Origin of the sequence: Curvibacter sp. CHRR-16 (genome assembly GCF_018474005.1) — a bacterium.
GTDB lineage: Bacteria > Pseudomonadota > Gammaproteobacteria > Burkholderiales > Burkholderiaceae_C > Allorhodoferax.
Window position 1 is genome coordinate 101,646 of record NZ_JAHCSH010000003.1, and the last position, 21,471, is coordinate 123,116.

At 57.2% G+C, this 21,471-nt stretch carries 15 protein-coding genes; 7 read left to right on the plus strand and 8 right to left on the minus strand.

The window, feature by feature from the left end; genetic code table 11:
* The first annotated feature begins 19 nt into the window (after positions 1–19).
* Entirely contained in the window at positions 20–1,216 is a 1,197-nt protein-coding gene (locus KIK84_RS07400) for a GGDEF domain-containing protein (RefSeq protein ID WP_214122433.1), read from the plus strand.
* Positions 1,217–1,240: 24 nt separating this feature from the next.
* Here the strand turns inward: KIK84_RS07400 and KIK84_RS07405 are convergent, their stop codons facing one another.
* A complete protein-coding gene (locus KIK84_RS07405) occupies positions 1,241–2,611 on the minus strand; it encodes a hypothetical protein (RefSeq protein WP_349815912.1) in 1,371 nt (456 codons plus the stop codon).
* A 182-nt stretch (positions 2,612–2,793) separates the two neighbouring features.
* On the opposite strand from KIK84_RS07405, the gene KIK84_RS07410 reads away from it, so the two are divergent.
* The 5 genes from KIK84_RS07410 (at position 2,794) to KIK84_RS07430 (ending at position 9,782) form a co-directional block, all read left to right on the plus strand.
* Positions 2,794–4,767 (plus strand): ATP-binding cassette domain-containing protein, encoded by a 1,974-nt coding sequence (locus KIK84_RS07410; protein ID WP_214122434.1) that lies wholly within the window; start codon positions 2,794–2,796, stop codon positions 4,765–4,767.
* Between the two features lie 163 nt (positions 4,768–4,930).
* A complete protein-coding gene (locus KIK84_RS07415) occupies positions 4,931–5,515 on the plus strand; it encodes a hypothetical protein (protein ID WP_214122435.1) in 585 nt (194 codons plus the stop codon).
* Positions 5,516–5,532: 17 nt separating this feature from the next.
* The gene (locus tag KIK84_RS07420) at positions 5,533–6,552 is read left to right on the plus strand and encodes a nucleoside hydrolase (protein ID WP_214122436.1); all 1,020 of its coding nucleotides are present in this window, start codon (positions 5,533–5,535) and stop codon (positions 6,550–6,552) included.
* A 31-nt stretch (positions 6,553–6,583) separates the two neighbouring features.
* Positions 6,584–8,215 (plus strand): hypothetical protein, encoded by a 1,632-nt coding sequence (locus KIK84_RS07425; protein ID WP_214122437.1) that lies wholly within the window; start codon positions 6,584–6,586, stop codon positions 8,213–8,215.
* Positions 8,216–8,432: 217 nt separating this feature from the next.
* Positions 8,433–9,782, plus strand: coding sequence for a GH1 family beta-glucosidase (locus tag KIK84_RS07430; protein ID WP_250207845.1), 1,350 nt, complete (start codon positions 8,433–8,435; stop codon positions 9,780–9,782).
* A gap of 32 nt (positions 9,783–9,814) precedes the next feature.
* Here the strand turns inward: KIK84_RS07430 and KIK84_RS07435 are convergent, their stop codons facing one another.
* The 7 genes from KIK84_RS07435 to KIK84_RS07465 form a co-directional block, all read right to left on the minus strand.
* Positions 9,815–10,675, minus strand: coding sequence for a hypothetical protein (locus KIK84_RS07435; protein ID WP_214122438.1), 861 nt, complete (start codon positions 10,673–10,675; stop codon positions 9,815–9,817).
* Positions 10,672–11,634 (minus strand): response regulator, encoded by a 963-nt coding sequence (locus KIK84_RS07440; RefSeq protein ID WP_214122439.1) that lies wholly within the window; start codon positions 11,632–11,634, stop codon positions 10,672–10,674. Before KIK84_RS07440 ends, KIK84_RS07435 begins: the two co-directional genes overlap by 4 nt.
* 18 nt (positions 11,635–11,652) lie before the next feature.
* On the minus strand, positions 11,653–12,150 hold the full coding sequence (locus KIK84_RS07445; protein ID WP_214122440.1) for a hypothetical protein: 498 nt from the start codon (positions 12,148–12,150) through the stop codon (positions 11,653–11,655).
* A 21-nt stretch (positions 12,151–12,171) separates the two neighbouring features.
* A complete protein-coding gene (locus KIK84_RS07450) occupies positions 12,172–13,923 on the minus strand; it encodes a methyl-accepting chemotaxis protein (protein WP_214122441.1) in 1,752 nt (583 codons plus the stop codon).
* Between the two features lie 110 nt (positions 13,924–14,033).
* Positions 14,034–15,986 (minus strand): methyl-accepting chemotaxis protein, encoded by a 1,953-nt coding sequence (locus KIK84_RS16805; protein WP_284150477.1) that lies wholly within the window; start codon positions 15,984–15,986, stop codon positions 14,034–14,036.
* 176 nt (positions 15,987–16,162) lie between these two features.
* Positions 16,163–18,970, minus strand: coding sequence for a ribonucleoside-diphosphate reductase subunit alpha (locus KIK84_RS16575; RefSeq protein ID WP_250207846.1), 2,808 nt, complete (start codon positions 18,968–18,970; stop codon positions 16,163–16,165).
* A 5-nt stretch (positions 18,971–18,975) separates the two neighbouring features.
* On the minus strand, positions 18,976–19,209 hold the full coding sequence (locus KIK84_RS07465) for a hypothetical protein (RefSeq protein ID WP_214122442.1): 234 nt from the start codon (positions 19,207–19,209) through the stop codon (positions 18,976–18,978).
* 157 nt (positions 19,210–19,366) lie between these two features.
* On the opposite strand from KIK84_RS07465, the gene KIK84_RS07470 reads away from it, so the two are divergent.
* On the plus strand, positions 19,367–21,385 hold the full coding sequence (locus tag KIK84_RS07470) for a putative bifunctional diguanylate cyclase/phosphodiesterase (RefSeq protein ID WP_214122443.1): 2,019 nt from the start codon (positions 19,367–19,369) through the stop codon (positions 21,383–21,385).
* The last annotated feature ends 86 nt before the right edge of the window (positions 21,386–21,471 follow it).

Consider the following 21,471-nt stretch of genomic DNA (forward strand, 5'->3'; position numbering starts at 1 on the left):
TCGTGACCGGGCACTTTTTTTGTCATCCACCACATTCCAATACCATCGGCAGTTCCGCGACGAGTTGTGTGCCATCAACTTACAGCGCTGCACTTGGCTGCTGCGTTGCATGGCTGGCCTGCTGGTCGCGCAAGCCCCCGTGCTGTGGCTGCTGCAACCGCAAGTTTGGTACATCGCAGGCGTGCTGACTTTGGCCGCAGGCATGGGTGGGCTGTCTTGGCTCAGCCCCCAAATGCTGTTGCGCTATCGCCAGCCCTTGGGCAAGTCCTGGGTGGGCATAACGGCGCTGCTCTGGCTGTTGGGCAGCACCTGCAGTGCGCATGTGTGGTTTTCGGGTTGGCTGGCCGACACACCAGCGGGCTCTGTTTGGGTTGCGCTGAGCTTGCTGGTGCTGGTATTGGGCCACTTGCTGCTGGGCGTGGTTCTGCTGCTGCCTCCCACTACCTTGCTGGTGCTGCATGCTGTGCACTATGCACTACTGGCAGGTAGCTACAAAGCTTTTGCTTGGCTCACTGGGTACAGCGTTGGTCTGTTGCAAGGTGTGGGGGTTCTCTACGGAGTGGTCATAGCCTTGGCCTCTATCGGCCTAGGCACTTTGGTGTGGCATATGGCACTGCAGTTACTCAACACGCGCCACATGTTGCACAAGGCCCAAGACGACGTGCAAGTGCGCCAGCGCGAGTTGGAGCGACTGACGCGCCACGATGCGCTGACCGGTGTCTACAACCGCGCCGCGCTGCACGAGCTGTGCCGCCAGGAACTGGCTCGGGCGCGCCGACAAATGAGCCACACCTCGTTGTTGCTGATCGATTTGGATCACTTCAAGCACATCAATGACACCTGGGGCCACCCTGCTGGTGATGCGGTACTCAAGCATGTGGCCAGTCTGATTAGCCGCACCGTGCGTACCACCGATTTGGTGGCCCGCTTGGGTGGCGAGGAGTTTGTGGTGCTAGCCCCCGCCACCGTTGGCCAAGCGGCATACATATTGGGTGAGAAGCTGCGCCAGCGCGTACAAGCCTCGCCAGTGGTGTGGAACGACGAAACCATCCACGTGACCATGAGCATCGGCTTGGCCGAGTGCAAACCGGCCAGTGGCGCAGACTTTGCTGCCTTGTATGCCACGGCCGATGCGGCGCTTTACCAAGCCAAAGCGCAGGGGCGCAATCGCTTGGTGTGCACGCCCACCATCAGCGCATCGCTGTCAGAGCACTGACCGCAGCGCGCTTGGCAGCACCCATCACAGCTTGCAAGCTGCTACGCGGTTGACCTTCACGGTGCTACCCCCCGCTGTATTGGCCCACAGCACGTCACCAGCCGCTGTGGTCACAAACTCCTGGAAGTTGTCGATGGCCATGCTGGTGGTCACGGGACCCTCGGTGATCACGCCATCCGACAAACGCGCCACGGCCAGCACCAGCTTGCCCGCTGATTTCCAACCCAGCAGCAAGCGGTCTGTGCCCAGCTTGGCCATATAGGGGCGGAAGGGATAGGCACTGTCCAAATTGGTAGCGATGCTCACGGTGCTGGTAGTAGTCAGTGCCGTGCCTGTATTGGGCACTTTGGCCAGTTTGAGCTTGAGACTGCCACTGGTGCTGTCGAGGTAGTTCATCATGAAACCATCGGTCACGGGCACCATGCCACCGAGCGCCCGTGTCGCTGGATCGGTATTGCTAAGCCACTGCAGATTGTTGGCGCTTGCTGTCGATGTACTCAAGCGTGCCACCTGCATGCTGTTGGGGAAACCATCGCCATGGCATGCGGCACCCCAAGTGCCGTTGTAGCCCAAACGCACCGACCAGCTATGGCTACAGCCCCAATCCCAGCCCCCGCTTTGCAGCGCGCCTGTTGTGGCATTCACAAACTTGAAGGTGTCGCCCGCGTGGATATCGACCTCCCCTGCCACGCCGGTACGCTCGGTAGACATGGCTGAACGGTAGTAGACGCCCACACGCTGCCCATCGGTTGCCAAACGGGCGGTGTGACCGTACCACCAGATGAATTGCGCTCCAACGCTGTCCACATTGCCCTTTTTGGTCAGTGTTGTACGGCTGGTTTCGCTGCCATCGGCGGTGTTGAGCAACACCAAGTCCATCTTGCCGCACACCGCGTTATCGGGTGTGGCGCTGCCCTTGCAGTATTTGGAGGAATAGATATCAGCATCGTTGGACATGACCGCCAGTGCCAACTTGTTGTTGACAGTCAGGATGTCGTGCACCTCCAAGCCCGCCACACCCGGTAGCGTGCTAGACAAGGTGTCCGTCGCGCTGAGCTTGGCCATGCCAATTTTCTGGTTGGTGCTGTCCGTCCACGCCAGCACCGTGCTGCCATCGGCCTGCGGAGCCACGACCGTGGGGGTGTATTCGTCAGATACCGATACCTGTCCGCCCGGTGTCACGCTGGTGGTGCGCAGACGCTGCGCCAACGCATCGCACCCCGCAGGGGCTGCAGCAGCGCTGGCCATGCCCGATTCCGTGGCGCTGGATCCCGATTGCGCTGTGCTAGAGCCTCCACCACATGCCACCAACACCACTGCCGATACAGCGCACAAAGCCATATGCGCGGGGCGACCCAAGAAAGCATCCCGTATGCCCGAAGTTTGGATAGACATTAACGTTCTCCTAAAGTGATTGGGAACGCCATGCTCTGCCTTTTTGATACATTTGTAAATAAACAAATACAAAAATGGGCGATTTGCCGCCCAACGGCAGTCAAGCTGTGCTGGCCGCGCAACGATGGGCGACAATGCCCCTTTGTCTTCCCCCTAACCCGCGACCCGTTCGCCCGATTTCCATGGCCCTGATTACCCTGCAAGACGCCCAACTCGCTTTTGGCCACGTGGCCCTGCTCGACCATGCTGCCTTTAGCCTCGAATCACAGGAGCGCGTGGGCCTGATCGGGCGCAACGGCGCAGGCAAATCGTCGCTGCTGAAAATATTGGGCGGCATGGAAAAGCCTGACGATGGCACCGTGCATGTGCAAACCGGACTGCGCGTGGCCTACGTGGCCCAGGAGCCGCAACTCGACCCAAACGCTACGGTTTTTGTAGCAGCCCAAGCAGGTGTGGCGGGCGTTATAGCCCTGATTGAGCAATACACCAGCGGCGAAGGCGATTTGGATGCGCTGCAAAGCGGTATCGAAGCGCAAGACGGCTGGAACTGGGAACAGCGCGTGCGCGAAACACTGGAGCGCCTGCACCTGAACGCCGATGCGGTGGTGGGCACGCTGTCCGGTGGCACCAAAAAGCGTGTGGCACTGGCCCAAGCCTTGGTAGCCCAGCCCGAGGTGCTGCTGCTCGATGAGCCGACCAACCACCTGGATTTGGACAGCATCGAGTGGCTGGCCGACCTGCTGCGCAGCTTCAAAGGCAGCCTTATCACCATCACCCACGACCGCGCTTTTTTGGACGCCGTGGCCACCCGCATCGTCGAGCTCGACCGTGGCCAGCTCATGAGCTACCCCGGCAACTTTGCCGCCTACGAGGCCCAAAAGGCCGAGCAACTGGCGCAGGAAGCCGTCATCAACGCCAAAGCCGACAAGCTGCTGGCGCAGGAAGAAGTGTGGATTCGCAAAGGCGTAGAAGCACGCCGCACCCGGGCGCAAGCCCGCATTGAACGCCTGAGCGTGCTGCGCAAAGAGCATGCCGAACGCCGCACGGCCCAAGGCAGCGTGCGCATGGACGTGGCCAGCGGCGGCCTGTCGGGCAAGTTGGTGGCCGAACTCACGCATGTGAGCAAAACCTTCACGGCTGCCGATGGCAGCGAACGCACCATCGTCAACGACTTCAGCGCCACCATTCTGCGCGGCGACAAGATAGGCCTGCTCGGCCCCAACGGCGCAGGCAAGACCACGCTGCTCAAGCTGATACTGGGCGAACTGCCGCCGGACGCTGCGCCCGACTGGGCACCAGCCCCCGAGCCGGGCGAACAACCGTGGGGCACGGTGCGACGCGGAGCCAACGTGACCGTGGCTTACTTTGACCAGATGCGTGCCGCCATCAACCCCGATGCCACGCTGGAGGACTTCATCAGCCCGGGCAGCGAGTGGATAGAGATTGGCAACCAGCGCAAGCACGTCAAGAGCTATTTGGGCGACTTTTTGTTCTCGCCCGCCCGCGCCAACTCACCCGTGCGCAGCCTCTCGGGCGGTGAGCGCAACCGCCTGCTGCTGGCGCGCCTGTTTGCCCGCCCCGCCAACGTGCTGGTGCTCGACGAACCCACCAACGACCTCGATATTGACACGCTGGAACTGCTGGAAGAGCTGCTGCAAACCTACGACGGCACGGTGTTTTTGGTCAGCCACGACCGGCGCTTTTTGGACAACGTAGTGACCAGCACCATCGCCTACGAACCCGAGTTGGGCGAGGGCTGCTGGCGCGAGTACGAAGGCGGCGTGAGCGACTGGCAAACCCAGAAAGCGCGCAGTTTGCTATCAAAAAAGGAGCTGTCACAGCAAGCTGGTAAAGGCTTAGAGCCCAAAAACACCTCCAAACCTGTAGCCGAGGCTGCACCCATGCCTGCTCCAGCAGCACCAGCCCCTGCGGCCCCACCCAAACGCAAGCTCAGCTACAAAGAACAGCGCGAACTCGATACCCTGCCGGGCCTGATTGAGTCGCTGGAAAAAGAGCAAGCCACCATCCAAGCCCAACTGGCCGACGGCAGCCTGTTCGCCAGCGACAACGCCAAAGCCATGGCCTTGTCACAACGCAACGCCGCGATTGAAGAGCAACTGCTGCAAGCCTTGGAGCGCTGGGAAGCGCTCAGCTAGCGCATACAGGGCGGCCAGCCTGCCGCCGAATTGCTGACGTTATCAGCAACCCCATTGACATACTTTTTGTTTAACGTTTGAATTGGTATGCGCACAACAATGCTGTGCGCAGTTGCGATGTTCAAAGTTACAAGGGGGTTATGTGAAAAATATGGCACGTGGCATGTTGGTACATGCATCTGCGACAGCGTATTGCGCCGTCTTTGTGGTCGGTTCACTGGGGTTTTTGGGGCAGGCCAACGCACAAACACCCAATCTCTCAGCCAAAGCACAAAAGTACCAGCAGATGTGCCAATCTGCTGGCGGTTATTTCCAGACCGGCACGGTCAACACGCCCCCCAACAGTGACTACCCCCAAGTCACCAATTACAAATCCGGCAAAAAGCGCAACGGTATTCCGCTATCGCATACCCACATCGAAATCACATCGGCCATCGATGGCAATGTGTATGACGTTGCAATAGACAACGTTTTCGCAAACGATTACAGCCCCCAAAAGTACAGCGTTCCAGCCTCGTATGTCAAAGGCATCCAAGGTGGTGCCAATCTGTATTTGTGCAGTGGCAATCCCAGCCAAGTGCCTTATTCAGAAAACGAGGGCATGGCCAATCAAGGGTTTGACTGGGTACACACCAACTGCGCGCAAAGCGGCTACACCGGCACGTTTCAGAACGGCTTTATCTACAACGACCAGGGCGTGAATCTGACCAATAGCCAAACCTACTGCTATTTGTGGCCATCCAAATGAAACACGCAGCACCCGTTATGAACACGCGCACCAAAGTCATCATCGACACGGATGTCGATTTCGACGATTACATGGCCATTGTGTATCTGATGCTCAACCCGCAAATCGAGGTGGTGGCGATTTCCGTCACAGGTTGCGGGGCTGTGCATTTGTCCAAGGGCGTGGAGAACGTTGCCAATTTGCTGACACTGTTTGGCCAAGGCGCACTGCATCTGCCCATTTTGCGCGGAACGTCAGCCCCCCTGAGCTTTAGCAATGTCTTTCCGGCCGATGTGCGCAACGGCGCTGATATTCACTATGAAGCGCCGTTCCCCGCAACCAATCCGTCCCCAGTTATCCACAACGCACAAGACTGGTTGCACGATTTTTTTATTAACAACCATGAACCCATCACCATCCTCTCCATTGGCGGTGGTACCAATTTCGGCACGCTGTTTCGCACGGCCCAGCAAGACCCCATTCTCCAAGCGAAACTCAAGAGTGGAATACAGCAAATCGTGATGATGGGGGGCAATATCCTGCCGCGCTACATCACTCCAGGTGCGGTGGGCAATATTGAGCCCACCTTGGGCAGCAATGTGATCTACCGCAACACGGTCGCCGAATGGAATATTTTTATTGACCCACTGGGTGCGCAACTGATGTTTGAATTTGGCGTTCCACTGCGCTTGATCGCCCTGAACGCCACCAACGATGTGCCGCTGGATCAGGGCTTTGTGGATGCGCTCAAAAGCATCGACACACCAGCGGCGAAATTCCTCAGCGCTGTCTTGGCCTATCCCGGCAATGCTGCTGGCATTGGTACTTATCTGTCCTTCTGGGATCCTTTGGCCGCCTGCACGATTGCAGTTCCATCGCTGGTCAGCACCCAAGTGTTCCCACTGATGGTCTACCAAGAGCTGAACGAGGAAGACGACCAAAGTGCCAGCCTGATAGTGGATGCCAAGTACGGCTCCCCCATAGATGTCGCGATTTCAGCCAACAAGAACGCTGTTTACAGCGAATTCCTGCGGGTCATGCGCCTGTCCACTACATAACGAATGTCCAACCAGAGAGGGAGAAAGTGAAATGTTCCAACGTTCAATGAAAACCTGCATACAGCTTAGCTGTGTGGCACTACTGGGCGCATCGGCCAGCGCATTGGCGGCCGATATGCACAAACCAGCCAACACCTGCACGGGCACTTATCCCAGCTACTGGCAAGACATCGCGCCCAAGTTTGCCGATATGTGGAAGGGCCAAACCATCAGCAATGCGCCCACTGGCGCGTACTCTGGACCTATCTTCAAGCTCTCGGACGACTATCCACGCCAGCCTGTAGACGATAAAGCCCACCAGCCCTGGCGCTCGTCCAAATTCGATGCATTGTTCGATCCTGCCACCAAGCCCAAAGTCAAAGAAAAATTGGCCAAAGAGTATGGCTGGCTGGTGTACCAGTACATTCTGGCTGGCAATATCAACCGCAGCGGACAGACAGACTTTGATGTCTGCGAAAACCCTGTTCGCCCCTGGTACCACATCGCTTTCCAGACCTACGATCCACTCAGTGGTCGTGAGTTTATTCACGGCTTGACGCGTGAAGCGCCCGTGACGTTCTCCATCAAATCGGGCACAGGCACTGCGGCCACCACCATGTGGGCCGTAGCCATTTACAACGCCACGGCGGCCTACACGCTGGGCACTGTCTGGCAAAAAGACGGTACCGCCAAAATTCCCACAGCCAACATCCGTTTTGATGAAGGCGCTGTGATTGGCAAACCCCTGTTCAACACGGCCACGCTGGATCAACTCCCAGTACTGGCCAATATGCCACGCTGGAATGCCAATATTTCTGACCCGACCTTCTGCCAAACACCAGAGAATGCAACGATGGCAGAGCAATCCAACCTCTGCCCTCGCAATTACGCCAAATGGAACGATGTGCGCCTGATGCAGTTCGATATTTCCGTGGCTGACCACCGCGCCAAAAGCACGGGCTGGGTATACGGCACCTTTGTCGCCGATGGGCAGCGCAAAGCCAAGGTCAAAGACCAGTGGCAGCGGGTTAGTTTGCTGGGGCTGATGTGGGGCAACGATACGCCACCTGCAGGCCAATTGGCATACAACTACCCCCCCAATCCACGCAAAAACGGCTTCAAACAGGAAGTCATTTTCTGGGACGTGGTCGATGAGCTGAACTCCTACGGCGGCACGGGCACCGTGCAACGCATGGGGCATTTGGGTTCCAATCACCGCCTGAACGGCCCGGCCGACAATGCCAATAGCTCCTGCATGTCCTGCCATGGCACGGCCTCTGTGCCCGACAAGACCTTCACAACGCCGCCACTGCTGGCTCAGTTCTCTGCGATGACCAAACAATCCGTGGCACCAGTCAATGGATTGACCGATGTAGGTCTTGATCGCAGCGGTACACCCGCCACCCAGCAAAATGGTGTGACATTCAGTGAAATGGATGCCATCTATTTCGCCAATGTGATGGCTGGAACATCGTTCAACATGACCACACCGGGCGGCAAAAACGTGATGGGTGAAGGCGTACCGGCCTACCCCAACCCAGCACAAAAGCAATGGATAGCCTTGGATTACTCCCTCCAACTGTCCATGTCACTGAAGCAGTGGATGCAGTGGCAAGCGGATCAGGCAGCGCAAACACCGTCTGAAAACCGCAAATTCGTCAAACCATTGCGCCGCGTCCAGTAAGCCGCGGCCATTCTGACGGCACCGGGCCGTCACCTGCACCACGTATCCAAGGCGATTGCGTGGTGCAGGCACCGTCCTGCCTGCCCCCCACCGCCATCAGCGGCTGCCTTTGTTCATAAAAAGATACATCTGCCGGCATCCAGCCGCAAAAAGTTAGCGCTATGCATGTTTAGACTACCGTTCGTTTTGCAATTTCCATAACGAGCGGGACAAATCTATGACTGCAGCCATGCGCACCAGCGCGTCAGTAATCAGCACTTTTGACACCACCTTCCCCGTCACATTTCGCTGGGGCGTAGCCACTAGCGCTTACCAAATCGAGGGAGCCGCCGCCCAAGGCGGTCGCGGCCCTTCCATTTGGGACGCTTTTTCGCACCGCCCCGGCACGGTGGTCAACGGCGACACGGGCGATGTGGCCTGCGACCACTACCACCGCTGGGAGTCCGACTTGGATCTGATCCAAAGCCTGAATGTGGACAGCTACCGCTTCTCGGTATCCTGGTCGCGCGTGCAACCGCAAGGCTATGGCGCTTGGAACCAAACTGGGTTGGACTTTTATGACCGCTTGGTCGATGGCCTGCTGGCACGCGGCATCAGCCCCTTCATGACGCTGTTCCACTGGGACTTGCCGCAAGCCCTGCAGGACAAGCAAGAAGGCTGGGAAGCGCGGGACACCGCCTACCGCTTTGCCGAATACGCCGAGCGCATGGGCCGCTTGCTGGGCGACCGCGTGGCCAGCATCGCCACCCACAACGAACCGTGGGTGGTAGCCGTGCTGGGCAACGAACAAGGCATTTTTGCCCCAGGCAAGAAAGACGTGCCCACCATGCTGCGCGTCTCGCACAACCTGCTGCTGGGACACGGTTTGGCACTGCAAGCCATGCGTGCAGCCGGGGTAAAAGCACCACTGGGCATCGTGCTCAACCAATCGCCCGCCACCCCAGCCACCGAGAGCGAGGCTGACAAGCAGCTCGCCGAGCAAGAGTATGCCCGCTTCGTGCGCTGGTACATGGAGCCCATCTTCTGCAAGCGCTACCCCGACAAAACTGGGCGTCCACTGCCTGACAACATTGAAGCTGGCGATATGGACACCATTGCGCAGCCACTGGACTTCTTGGGCATCAACTACTACACCCGCATTTGGGCCAGCAGCAGCACCCCCCCCGTACCCGCACCCAACAAGGATGGCGTATCGGACATGGGCTGGGAGAACTACGCCCAAGGCCTGACCGAATTGCTGCAAGGCATTCATCGTGACTACACACTGCCTCCCATCTACATCACGGAAAACGGTTTTGCCGAAGCCGACACCGTGGCCCATGGCCACGTGAATGACCCCGGTCGATTGGCCTATATGCAAAGCCACTTGCGCGCACTGCGTGCAGCCATGGCAGCGGGAGTGGATGTGCGCGGCTTCTTCTACTGGAGCCTGATGGACAACTTCGAATGGGCCAGTGGCTACGCCAAGCGCTTTGGCCTAGTGCACGTGGACTACGCCACGCAACAGCGCACGCTGAAAAACAGTGCGCTGTGGTACCGCGAGTTTGTGAAAAGCCAGCGCGCTTAAAGGCCGCTGGGCAACGCCGCTCCTCGATGCATTCATGGCATCGGGCGGTCTGCATCCATTTTCAAGAAATGGTCTTCAATGAAAGATTGCTCGGCCACTTGGCGCTTGAGTGCTTGTTCCAGTTTTTCAATTTGGGCCAGCAAGGTTTTCTCGCGGGCGGCAAATTTGTCCAGCAACTCCATGCGCTCTTGGGTCATCATGCCCGCCTCTTCGGGGCTGATCACGGTTGGTGGCGCGTCAAAGTGCTGGTGGTTGATTTGCGCCCGTATTTCATCGAGCTGGCTAGCGTTCTCTTCCGCGTGCCGCTCGGCTTTGCGGGCACGCTCGCGGGCCTGCTCCAGTTCAGCCTGCAGCTCTTGGGTACGTTGCTGCAATAGCGCCACTTGCCCACCGGCTGTACCTCGCTCTTGCAAATCTTCTTGCAAAGCCGTGCTGGCCTGGCTAGCGCCAGTGAGCCGCAGTTGGGCCATTTCCAATTCTTCTTGCAAACTGTGGTTTTGGGCCAGCGCTCTGTTGAGTTCGGCTTGGAGTTTGGCACGCAGGTCTTCTTTGGTGGCCTCCTCCGCTCCATCGGCGTGACGGCCCTGCATGTCTTGCCGACGCATGTGGTCACTGATGTTTTTGAGCTGAAAAGACAGGTCTTGCAAGGCACGACCATGGGTGTTGTCGCGCATATGGTGGGCTTGGACTACACGCTCCAAGTCGTTGGTCGTGCGCTTGGCCGCAAGCTTGAGCTGCTTGCCTGCCTCCATGCTCAGGCTGGCGGCCTTGAGCAAATCGGCTCGGCCTTGGCGTATGGTGTCCTGAATCCTATACAGGATGAAACCCGCCACGGCCATAAAGACCAAGTTGGCAAAAAACAGGAAGCCATACGCAAAGTTAAGCCATTTCATGTCTTCACCACAAAGAAGGCCATGCGCCCTTCGCCATAGCCTGGAATGGAGATGCGGTAATCGGAACGCTGGCCATCCTGGGCCACGATTTCAGCCAACTTGGCAAAGGTGTTTTGCACCACACTGACTTTGCTCAGCGTGACATCGAGTTTCACTGGCAATGCCGACTGCTGCAAACACACCGATGCCCCGCGCAAAAAGTCACTGGCTTTGTCCAGCATCGCTTGGTCAGGGCTGCCACTGGCCATATGGGTACGCACCTGCAACGGCTGCATGCGCGCGGCACCACCGCCCACCATGCACACGGCATTGCTGTCCATGATGCCCACGGCATAAACGCCTTTGCGCCCGGCTGCGGTGTACAGGCCCAACAAGTTGTTGGCGGTGAGCTTATCCAACGTGAGCTTTTCGTTGGGAATCAGACGAAATGGCACATTGCCCAAGTGGTTCACCAGCAGCAATTGCATGTCCGAGTGACTCAAGGGCGCATCGCCGTCGTCAGGGGCTTGGGCTGCGCCGGCATTGCGTGGGTTCATGGCGGCGGTAATTTGCTGCACCAAATCTTTGACGGCGTTGTGCACCACAGCGGCCAACTCGGCATCATTGAACGGTTTGTGCAGTATGAACAAAGCCCCGTTGCTGATGGCCTCTTCCAGCATGCTGGGGGTTCGTTCGGTGGTGACAAAACCCACACGGATGTTGTCATGCCCCATTTGCCGCAAAGCCTGCACCATTTCCAAACCCGACACTTTGGGCATGTGCCAGTCGGTGATAACCAAGTCGGGCTTGAACTGCTCAATCAAATCCAAGGCCTGCTCGCCATCTTGTGCCGTTTGCACTTCCAGCGGGCTGTAGCCGCAGTTGGCAATTGCTCGCTTGACGATGGCTTGGATGGCACGGCTGTCATCCACCACCAGAAAACGCAGTGGAGTGGGCAATTGGACAGGAGCGATGGACATGGTCTAGTGGCTCTTACGTTACGTATGGAGAATATGAAAAACAATCACCTGCAGCCTTGCCAGCGGCGTATGGCTGCAATATATAGCGCTAGCCGTGCTGCGTGTTGTGATATGCGCAAACTCCGATGCAGAAACGGCAAAAGGCAATCCAATCGTCATATCGGCATCGCCGCTGATATGCAAAGCAATGCTGTCTGACAACACATTACACACTTCCGAACAAGCATCGCGCAGATCGGCTTCTGGCAATGTGTCGGGGGCTTGGCCAAACATATGCGCGGCCACGGCCAAGGCGTCAGGCCGCTCAATCAGCACCGCCACACCAGCCGTTCGGTTTTCAGCCGCTACATCCAAGGGCATGAAATAGCTGAATTCGGTGTAATCGAGCGCACGCCCTTCAGCGCTTGTGTAGTCAAACCCGCGGGATTCGCCCGCCAAAAACTGCCACGATTGCCCCAAGCTAGCGCGCACCAATTCAACTTGGTACGGCTGCAGGGGGTCAGGTATCCAAAGCACGAGGGGTACTGCCAAAAAAGCTTAGAAACTTTCCCATTCGTCGTCAGTACTTCTTGCTTTGGCGGCTACAGGTTTTGGCAAGGCAGGTGCCGCTTTGGCCAAAACCGTGGGTTTGGCAGGGGCAGGCGCCACCGGTTTGCGGGGTGCTAGGGCTGGCTTGCTGGCTGTACTGGCCGTGTGGGGTGCACTACTGGGTTGGTGTATCGCACTGCGGGGGACATTCGTGCCGTTGAGCTTGAATACCCCCACCGCCTGCACCAGCTCTTGGGCCTGCCCTTTGAGGCTGGCCGCCGCCGCGGCCATCTCTTCGACCAAGGCCGCGTTTTGCTGCGTCGTCTGGTCTATGGTTGTTACTGCGGTACCAACTTTGTGCACGCCTTCGCTTTGCTCGGCACTGGCGGCACTGATTTCGGCCACGATGTCGGTCACGCGTTTGATGCTGCTGACCACCTCTTGCATGATCTGACCTGCTTGATCCACTTGGCTGGTGCCCTTTTCGACCCGTTCTACGCTGGTGCTGATCAGGGTTTTGATTTCTTTGGCCGCTTCGGCGCTGCGCCCTGCCAAGGCGCGCACTTCACTGGCTACCACGGCAAAGCCTCTGCCTTGTTCGCCTGCGCGGGCCGCTTCTACGGCGGCGTTCAGGGCCAGGATGTTGGTTTGGAAGGCGATGCCGTCGATGACGCCGATGATGTCGGCAATCTTTTTGCTGGCTTCGTGGATACCGCGCATGGTGCCCACCACTTGACCAACTACCTCACCACCTTGCACCGCTACAGTGCTAGCGTTTTGGGCCAACTGATTGGCCTGCAGCGCGTTGTCAGCGTTTTGGCGGACGGTTGAACCCAGTTGCGCCATACTGGCAGCGGTTTGTTGCAGTGAGTTGGCTTGGCTTTCAGTGCGGGAAGACAGGTCTTGGTTGCCTTGCGCTATTTCGTTGCTGGCCAAGGCCACGGAATCGGAGCCACGCCGCACATTGTTCACCACGGTCACCAAGTTGCCCTGCATTTTTTGCAGCGATGCCAGCAAACGCCCGACCTCATCGGTAGTGCTCACCGTAATAGAAGCACTCAAATCACCCGAGGCGACGCGCTCGGCCACACTGGTCGCCTGCTCCAACGGCTTCGTAATGGTTCCCGCCAGCAACCAAGTGCACACCCCCCCCATGGCGATGCCGATAAGGCCCAACGTCATCAGCAATATATTGCTGGTCTTGCGGTTGGCCTCAATCTCAGCACCCAGAGCGTTCACTTGCGCACGCTCGACTTGCAGCAAATCCTCTATCCTCTTCATGTACTGGACGGTTTTGGGAAGATAGTCTTGCTCGAGCAGCTTAAGGGCCTCATCACCCTTTCCCTCATTCTTGAGGGCAAAAATTGCTTCACGCGCTGCTGTGCAGGCTTTGCGCAAGGACTCTATGTCGGCCACAGTGGCCTTTTCCTCGGGCGTGTTCATTTCCTCTTGCATGGCCTTGAGAAGTTCTGCCGATATTTTTGAAGACTGCGCCTGTTCGCCTTTAAAAAAATCCATCAAGGTAGGGTCTGAACTGCGGGTAACGGCGATGGCACGGGTCACACTGGCTTGCACATGGCGATACCAGTCGCTGATGATGCGCTCCGTCCTGATGGGGTTTTGCATCATCTCCTGCGTGGCATCTGCCACCGCATTGAGGCGCGACATACTCAAGCCGATGATGAAAACCGATAACAGCAACAGTGCTGAAAAACCCAACGCCAATCTTTTCGATACGGATAAATTTGATAACTGGCGCATCGCCACACTCCTCGTACAAACTGATTGGCCATGCTAGTCAATATCAGCACCATGCGCATCGTTCAAGGTGCCCTGTTGGCTAACGCAAGCTATTTTTTGCGGTTTTTTACTCAGTGTTGCAAGCGGAACACCCCCACCGCCTGCACCAACTCATTGGCCTGACTCTTGAGGCTGGCCGCCGCCGCTGCCATCTCCTCGACCAAGGCCGCGTTTTGCTGCGTCGTCTGGTCTATGCTGCCTATGGCCTCTCCCACTTGGCTCACCCCTGCGCTTTGCTCTGCGCTGGCGGCGCTGATCTCGCCCACGATGTCGGTCACTCTGCGGATGCTGCTGACCACCTCTTGCATGATCTGGCCTGCTTGGTCTACTTGGGTGGAGCCTTGTTCTACCTTTTCTACGCTGGTGCTGATCAATGTTTTGATTTCTTTGGCCGCTTCGGCGCTGCGCCCTGCCAAGGCGCGCACTTCACTGGCTACCACGGCAAAGCCTCTGCCTTGTTCGCCTGCGCGGGCCGCTTCTACGGCAGCGTTCAGGGCCAGGATGTTGGTTTGGAAGGCGATGCCGTCGATGACGCCGATGATGTCGGCAATCTTTTGGCTGCTGGTGTGGATGTCGCGCATGGTCTGGACCACTTGGGAGACCACTTGCCCGCCTTGGGTGGCGACGTTGCTGGCGTTTTGGGCCAGTTGGTTGGCTTGGCTGGAGCTGTCGGCGTTTTGCCGTACGGTGGAGCCTAGCTCTTCCATGCTGGCTGCTGTCTCTTCTAGGGCGCTGGCTTGGCTTTCGGTGCGGGAAGAGAGGTCTTGGTTGCCGCCTGCGATCTCTGCACTGGCGGTGTGGACGGACTCCGCCCCTTGGCGTACTTGGCGAATCACCCCTTCAATGCGGCCCACAAATTGGTTAAAGCCTTGGGCTATGTGGGCCAATTCGTCGTCGCCATCTTCATCGAGTCGCACTCCCAGATCGGCCTCGCGGCCTGCCAAGTTGTCCATGGTTTTGGCCAACACACCCAGGCGATTCAGCAAGCGGCGCAGCACAGGCACCAGCACCATACCCGTAATGAACAAGAACACCGCACCGATGGTGACCGTGCCCACGAAGGCTTTCCATGCCTTGGCTTTGGCCGGCGCCATGGGGTAGCTGATGACGATGGCCCATGGGGCTATGTCGGGATGGATGCGTACTGGACGCACCAGCATGTAGTGCTGACTGTTGGTATCCAAGTACTGGTAACGCTGTCCGGCCTCAATGGCGACCAGCGCTTCGGGTGCTAGGCTTTCGGCCTTTTTGCCCAGTGCTTCTGCGCTGCTGTGGGTCACATACAAGCCGGTATGCGAGATAAGCTGCATGGCGGCCTGCTCTGGCAGGCTGATATCGCGCAGCAGTTGGCTCAGGCGCAGCAGGCCAAAGTCGGCGCTGGCTGTGCCCACAAACTGCTGGTTGACTTGGATGGGCACCACCAGCGAAGCCATTAAGACGTTCTTGCCTTCAATGGGGTATTGGTACGGTTCTGTGAAGTGGATCTTGCCGCTTTTCTTGGGGATGTCGTACCAGTCGTTGGCCCCCGGTGTGGGGTCGTTGAAGACAATGGGGTCTACATGAAATCCACCGTCAGGGGTGCGTGTCCAATAAGGAGCAAACCGACCCGTGTCGTCGTACAGGGGGGCCTGATTGGCAAAGGCACTGTCTTGCCCGTCCAGCGCATTAGGCTCCCATGTCACGGCTCCACCGATAAAGTCGGAATGCCGCAGCAGCATGCCCTTGGTCAATTCGTTGATCTGATCACGGGACAAAGGCTTGCCACTGCTTTTGGTGGCTGTCATAGCGGCCTCCAAACCGATCACACCCGTTAAGTTGGTCTGAATGCGGTTTTGCACGGAGGCTACGGCCTCTTGGGCTTTGCTTTCATAGAACAGCTCTTCTTGGGCTTGTACGGTCTGTCCCCCTTGGTAGCCCACCACCATGGCCAAACCGAGGAGGGAAAGCGCTGACATGAACAGCATGGAGGCCAGCAACTTGCGTTGCAATGATTGCCCTAAGAAATGCAGGAGTCTTTTGATCATGTGCCTTCGCCTGTCTGCGCATCTGGCGTTGTTGATGCGTGACAGATGGTAACAATATGTTCATTAAAGAACAGTGAAACCAGTATCAAAAATCGGCAAACATGTTTAATTAGTGTTAATTAACATAGAAGGCCATCCCCACTGCTATCGATTCACGTGCAACAGCACACAGTGATTTATGCTGCAGCGCACTCATCCTTGGCAGCAGCCCACACCCGTGCCCAGCTACCTGTCAGGGCGGCTTTGGCGTACTCGGTGGGACGGGTCTCGAAAAAGTTGGCGTGCTCTGGAGCGGCTGCCAAGTAGTCCACAAAGGGCAGTGGGTTGTGTGGCACGCCCCAGCGGGGTTGCAGCATGAGCCCCTCCAAGCGCCTATCGGCAATGAAGCGGATGTACTCCTTGGTTTGGGCGGGCGTGAGCCCGTCTATGCCACCTTGTTCAAAGCACAAGTCGATGAATGCGTCCTCTAGTTCCACCATCTTCTGGGCAATAGCCACTATCTCTTGCTGCAAATCGGGCGTCCACAGGTGAGGGCGCTCCAAAATAAAGGTGCGAAACAGCCGCAACATGTAGTGCACATGCAAGGACTCATCGCGGATGGACCAGCTAACGATCTGGGCCATGCCTTTCATGCGGGCACCACGCGGCAGCTCCGCACGCGCAAAGTTGAGCAAGATGGCAAAGCTGCTAAAGAGCTGCAGCCCCTCGGTAAAGGCAGAGTAGACCGCCAAGTTGCGCGCTATGTCGCGCTCGTTGTCCATGGCGAAATGCTCCAAAAAGTCGTGCTTGTCGACCATGGCTTGGTATTGGCGGAAGGCTTGGTACTCGGCCTCGGGCATGCCTACGGTGTCCAGCAGCAGCGCATAGGCATCGGCGTGCACAGCCTCCATGGCCATGAAAGAAGCCAGCATCATGCGTACTTCCTCATTTTGGAAGATGGGCAAAAACCGCGTGGCATAAGCAGCCCCTACATCGACGTCGCCGGTAGTGAAGAAACGAAATAGCTGCGTTAGCAGGTGGCGCTCGCTGTCGGTCATGCGGTAGCGCCAGTCGGCTATGTCTTCGTGCAGCGGGGCCTCTTCGGGGGACCAATGCATTTGCTGTTGCGCTTTGTAGGCTTGAAAGGCCCATGGATAGTGAAACGGTTTGTAGTAGCCCTTGGCCTGCAACACGTTGTGGGAGACATGCGTGGCATCGACTACTTGGTCAGCATCCTTGGACAGGGCTTCAGCAGGCCGAGCCGCCTCTGAGCGCATGTAGTAGCGCGACTTCACCCCTTCTCGCCATGCTTGCATGTGCACCAAGTGGAGTTGGGCGACGCTGGCGTTGGCATGGAAGAAGAGGTTGAGTGACTGGCTCTGGCAAATGTGTCGCTGGCGCTGCCCTGCCAAGCGCACCAATACGTGTTGGTCTATTTCGATAGCGGTACGGAAGACTTTTTTGTCTTGCACACTGAGCCAAGGCAAGTGCTGTACCGACCCTTTGTGGGCCGATATATTGAGCCACACATCCTCCTTGTCTTGCCCCAATGCCTGCAGACGCTGTTGCAGCAATGGATTGCGCACCACAAAAGAACCGGAAAGGGTTTTGTGGGTGAACACGTTGGCACGGTATGGCTCAATGCCGGGTGATACGCCACCTGCGATGATGGAGGAAGTGCCATTCGGTGCCACGGCCAGCAGGTGCATGTTGCGGCGCAAAAGGCCTGCGGCATCGGAGCATGCGCCTCGCTCGCGAGCCAGCTGGGCACTGGCGACAACGGCGGCGTCTTTGAGGTGCGAAAACACGGCTTCGTTGAGTGCTTCAGCAGCGGAATCATCCATGGACAAGCCGTATTGCTGCAGCAGCGTATGAAAGCCCATCGCCCCCAAGCCCAAGGCACGCTGCGCTTTGGCATCGGCTACGGCTTTGTGCAGGGCACTGGGTGCATTGTGGATAAAGAGCTCAATGCTGTTATCGAGCATGCGCACCAAGTCTTCAACAAAGCGTGGATCGCTTTGCCATTCATGCCATTTGGCCAAATTCACCGAGCACAAGGTGGCTATGGCCGTGCGGTCTTGGCTTGTGGGGAGCACAATTTCATTGCATAAATTGCTTTGCACTATGCGCATGCCAGCGGCTTTTTGCGCAGCTGGTAAAGCGCGATTGGCCGTATCGGTCCACAGCAAAAAAGGCTCGCCCGTTTGCATGGATACCTCCAGCAACCGCTCCCACAGCTCTTTGGCTGACACTACATCCACCACGTGTTGTGTGCCAGGCTCAATGAGTGGCCAACTGTCGTCCACCTGTGCATCGTGCTCACAGCGCTCTAGCAACTGCATAAAAGCATCTGGAATGCATACGCCGTGGTGCAAGTAGAGCGCCTTGCGATTGGCATCACCGCCCGTAGCCTTGCGCATTTCTAGAAATTCCAAAATGCTGGGATGGCCTATATCCAAATAGGCCGCGTAAGCACCTGCTCGTACTTCCCCTTGTGGCACAGCTTGGGTCAGTGCATCGAGCACGCGCAGGTGGGGGATTACTTCATCGCGATGCCCGCCATGTCGCCCTCCAGCCCCCGAGGAGGCTGCGCCCCAATACCCACCAATACCCCCTCCTACTGCACAAATTTGCGCCGATTCGGACTCATGCTGGGTGAGCTTGTCAAAGCCTGCTCCGGCATGGCCGAGATAACACGATATGGGCAGGGTGGGCACTGCCGCAAAGCAACGGGCTTGGTAGTTATCCGACCACCGTTTAGTAAAGTGCAAGCGCACAGGTGCATTGGCCAGCATGGGGGTGACCGGCACAAACCACTGGTGGCTCATGTAGTCATAGAGACGCTGGGCATGCGCTGGATTGTCTGCATACGCCAGTGCAGCTCTGGCAAATGCTTGCTGGGGGCTCGTTTCGTCCGGCAACAAATAACGATCTTGCAGCGTAATGCGTGCAAAGGCACTCAGTGCAGCATCGCGCTGCGACTCCGTTTGGACTTCGGGGTACATAGGGCTTAACGAGCTACACGAGCAAAGCGCCCGTCGAACATTTCATCAATACCACGCACCCACACCAACCCGGTTTCTTGGTGCTGGTAGACGCAGCAGATCGTCAAATCCGCCTCCAAACGGGCGAATGCGACTATGGTGTAAAGACCACCGCTTTTGAGATGCTGAACTTGGTCATTAACGGCAAACGGGAAATTGCTTGCGTCGATTGGCAATTCTGATAATGATTTACCTGTCATGCTGCGCTCCTCATGTCCACTGACGTGGTTCTTTATGCTGCCTAGCAATCACTCATTAACGAACTCTGTACCAGATTATCATCAGAATGTTTCACTTTGTTTATTTGTAATCGGCTAACTTATGCCAAGCAAGTCACCAGCCACCAAACCACGCACTATGGACGTTGACGATGAAGCCACCAGTGCAAATGGGTTGGCCATGCATACCACTGGATTGGGGCTGGTTGCTGCGCCTGTGTGGATTTTTGATATCGATGCGTCGCGCATTGAATGGGCCAATGCGGCCGCACTGCAGGTGTGGCGCGCAGACTCTCTGGCTGAACTGCGCAGTCGCGACATGGGTGCCAATATGTCCACCACAGTGGCCAAGCGGCTCAAGCAATACCAACTCGATTTTCAGCAACACAACGCTGTATTTCATGAGTTATGGACGGTCTATCCAGAAGAAGTGCCTGTCCACCTGAACGTGCGCTTTAGCGGCTACACCTTCCCAGATGGCAGGGTTGGCATGCTGTGTGAGGTGCAAGGGGGTAACGAGCATTCGCCAGAGTCCTTGCGCTCGGTAGAGGCTTTGCTGCATACCAGTGCCATGATCAGTTTGTACGGCATGGACTTGCGTCCGCTCTACCACAACCCTGCAGCGCGCAGCATGGTGACAGCACTGAAAGCATCGCTGGACTCGCAAATTGTCGACAAGCAACAGTTCACCCTTTTCATGGCCGATTTGAAGGACAACGGTTCTTGCACGCGCACGCTGGAGGTGCGTACAGCACTGGGTAACCGGTGGCATGAAATGAATGCTCGCCTATGCCGCGATGCAGTCACCGGCAACGATGCGATTTTGGTCAGCGAAGTGGACATCACACCGGTTAAGTTGGCCGAAGCCAAGGCCCAATTCATTGCGCTGCACGACACACTGACGGGCTTGCCCAATCGCAGCCACATGATGAGCCGCTTTGAGCAGTGGGAGAAGCAAGCCACGGCCACAGGCATGCAAGCGGCATTGCTGTTCATCGACCTTGATCGCTTCAAAGACATCAACGACACCCTAGGCCACGCTGCGGGTGATGAAGTGCTGGTCATCATGGCCGAGCGCTTGCGCCGTGCATCGGGTGCGGACACTATGGTGGCGCGCCTTGGTGGCGACGAGTTTTTGATTCTGCTCACCAGTGATGACATCCACAACGCGTTGAGCATGGTGGAAGACCGCATCCTGAGTGTCGCTGCCAAACCCATGCAAATAGGCAATCACAGCGTGATGTTGACCCCCAGCATGGGGGTAGCGCTGTACCCCATGGATGGCAACGATATATCCACCCTCATGCGCAATGCCGATTTGGCGCTCTATAACGCAAAGGAGCGCGGGCGAAATCGGGCCGTTCATTTCAATATGCAGATGGCGCAAGCGGTAATGGGGCGCACCACGCTGGAAAACGATCTGCGCAAAGCCTTGGAGTTAGAGCAATTTTTGCTTCACTACCAACCCAAAGTAGATGCCCACAGCGGAAAGATAGTGGGAGCAGAAGCACTGCTGCGTTGGCTGCACCCACGGCGTGGCTTGATCGCACCCGACCAATTCATCCCAGTGTGCGAAAGCATTGGGCTCATACGCACCTTGGGCAACTGGGTGCTGCAAGAAGCTTGTTTCCAGCAAGTTCGCTGGAGTCAGCAAGGACATGCACTGCAAGTGTCGGTCAACTTGTCTGCCCATCAGCTACAGCACTCCATGCTGTTGCATGACATCCAAACTGCACTGCAAACAACGGGTTGCGATCCACAAAAGCTGGAACTTGAACTGACTGAATCCATGCTGGTCAGCAAAGACAAGGCATTGGCTCCCCTGTTTGAGCAAATCCGCTCCATCGGTGTGCAACTGGCACTGGACGATTTTGGAACGGGTTACTCCAACTTGGGCTATTTGCAGCGCATCCCACTGCAGACCCTCAAGGTAGACAAGAGCTTTGTACAGTGTGCAATTAGCGACAGGCCACTCACCGGCATCATTGCCAACCTCTGCCAAGTAATGGGGTTTAGGGCCGTAGCCGAAGGGGTGGAAACAGAAGAGCAGCTCAACTGGCTGCGCAGTTTGGGTATTGAGCAATACCAAGGTTTTTTGTTTTCAAAACCGCTGCCCGTTTCACAATTTGACGCGCTTTTACAGAGCCATCATCGCTAAAACATACGCTCTGTCACCATTGCTTGCAGAGCTTTCATGAATCCCCTTCTATTCTGTCCCGATAAACGGTTATCCGGCTATCACAC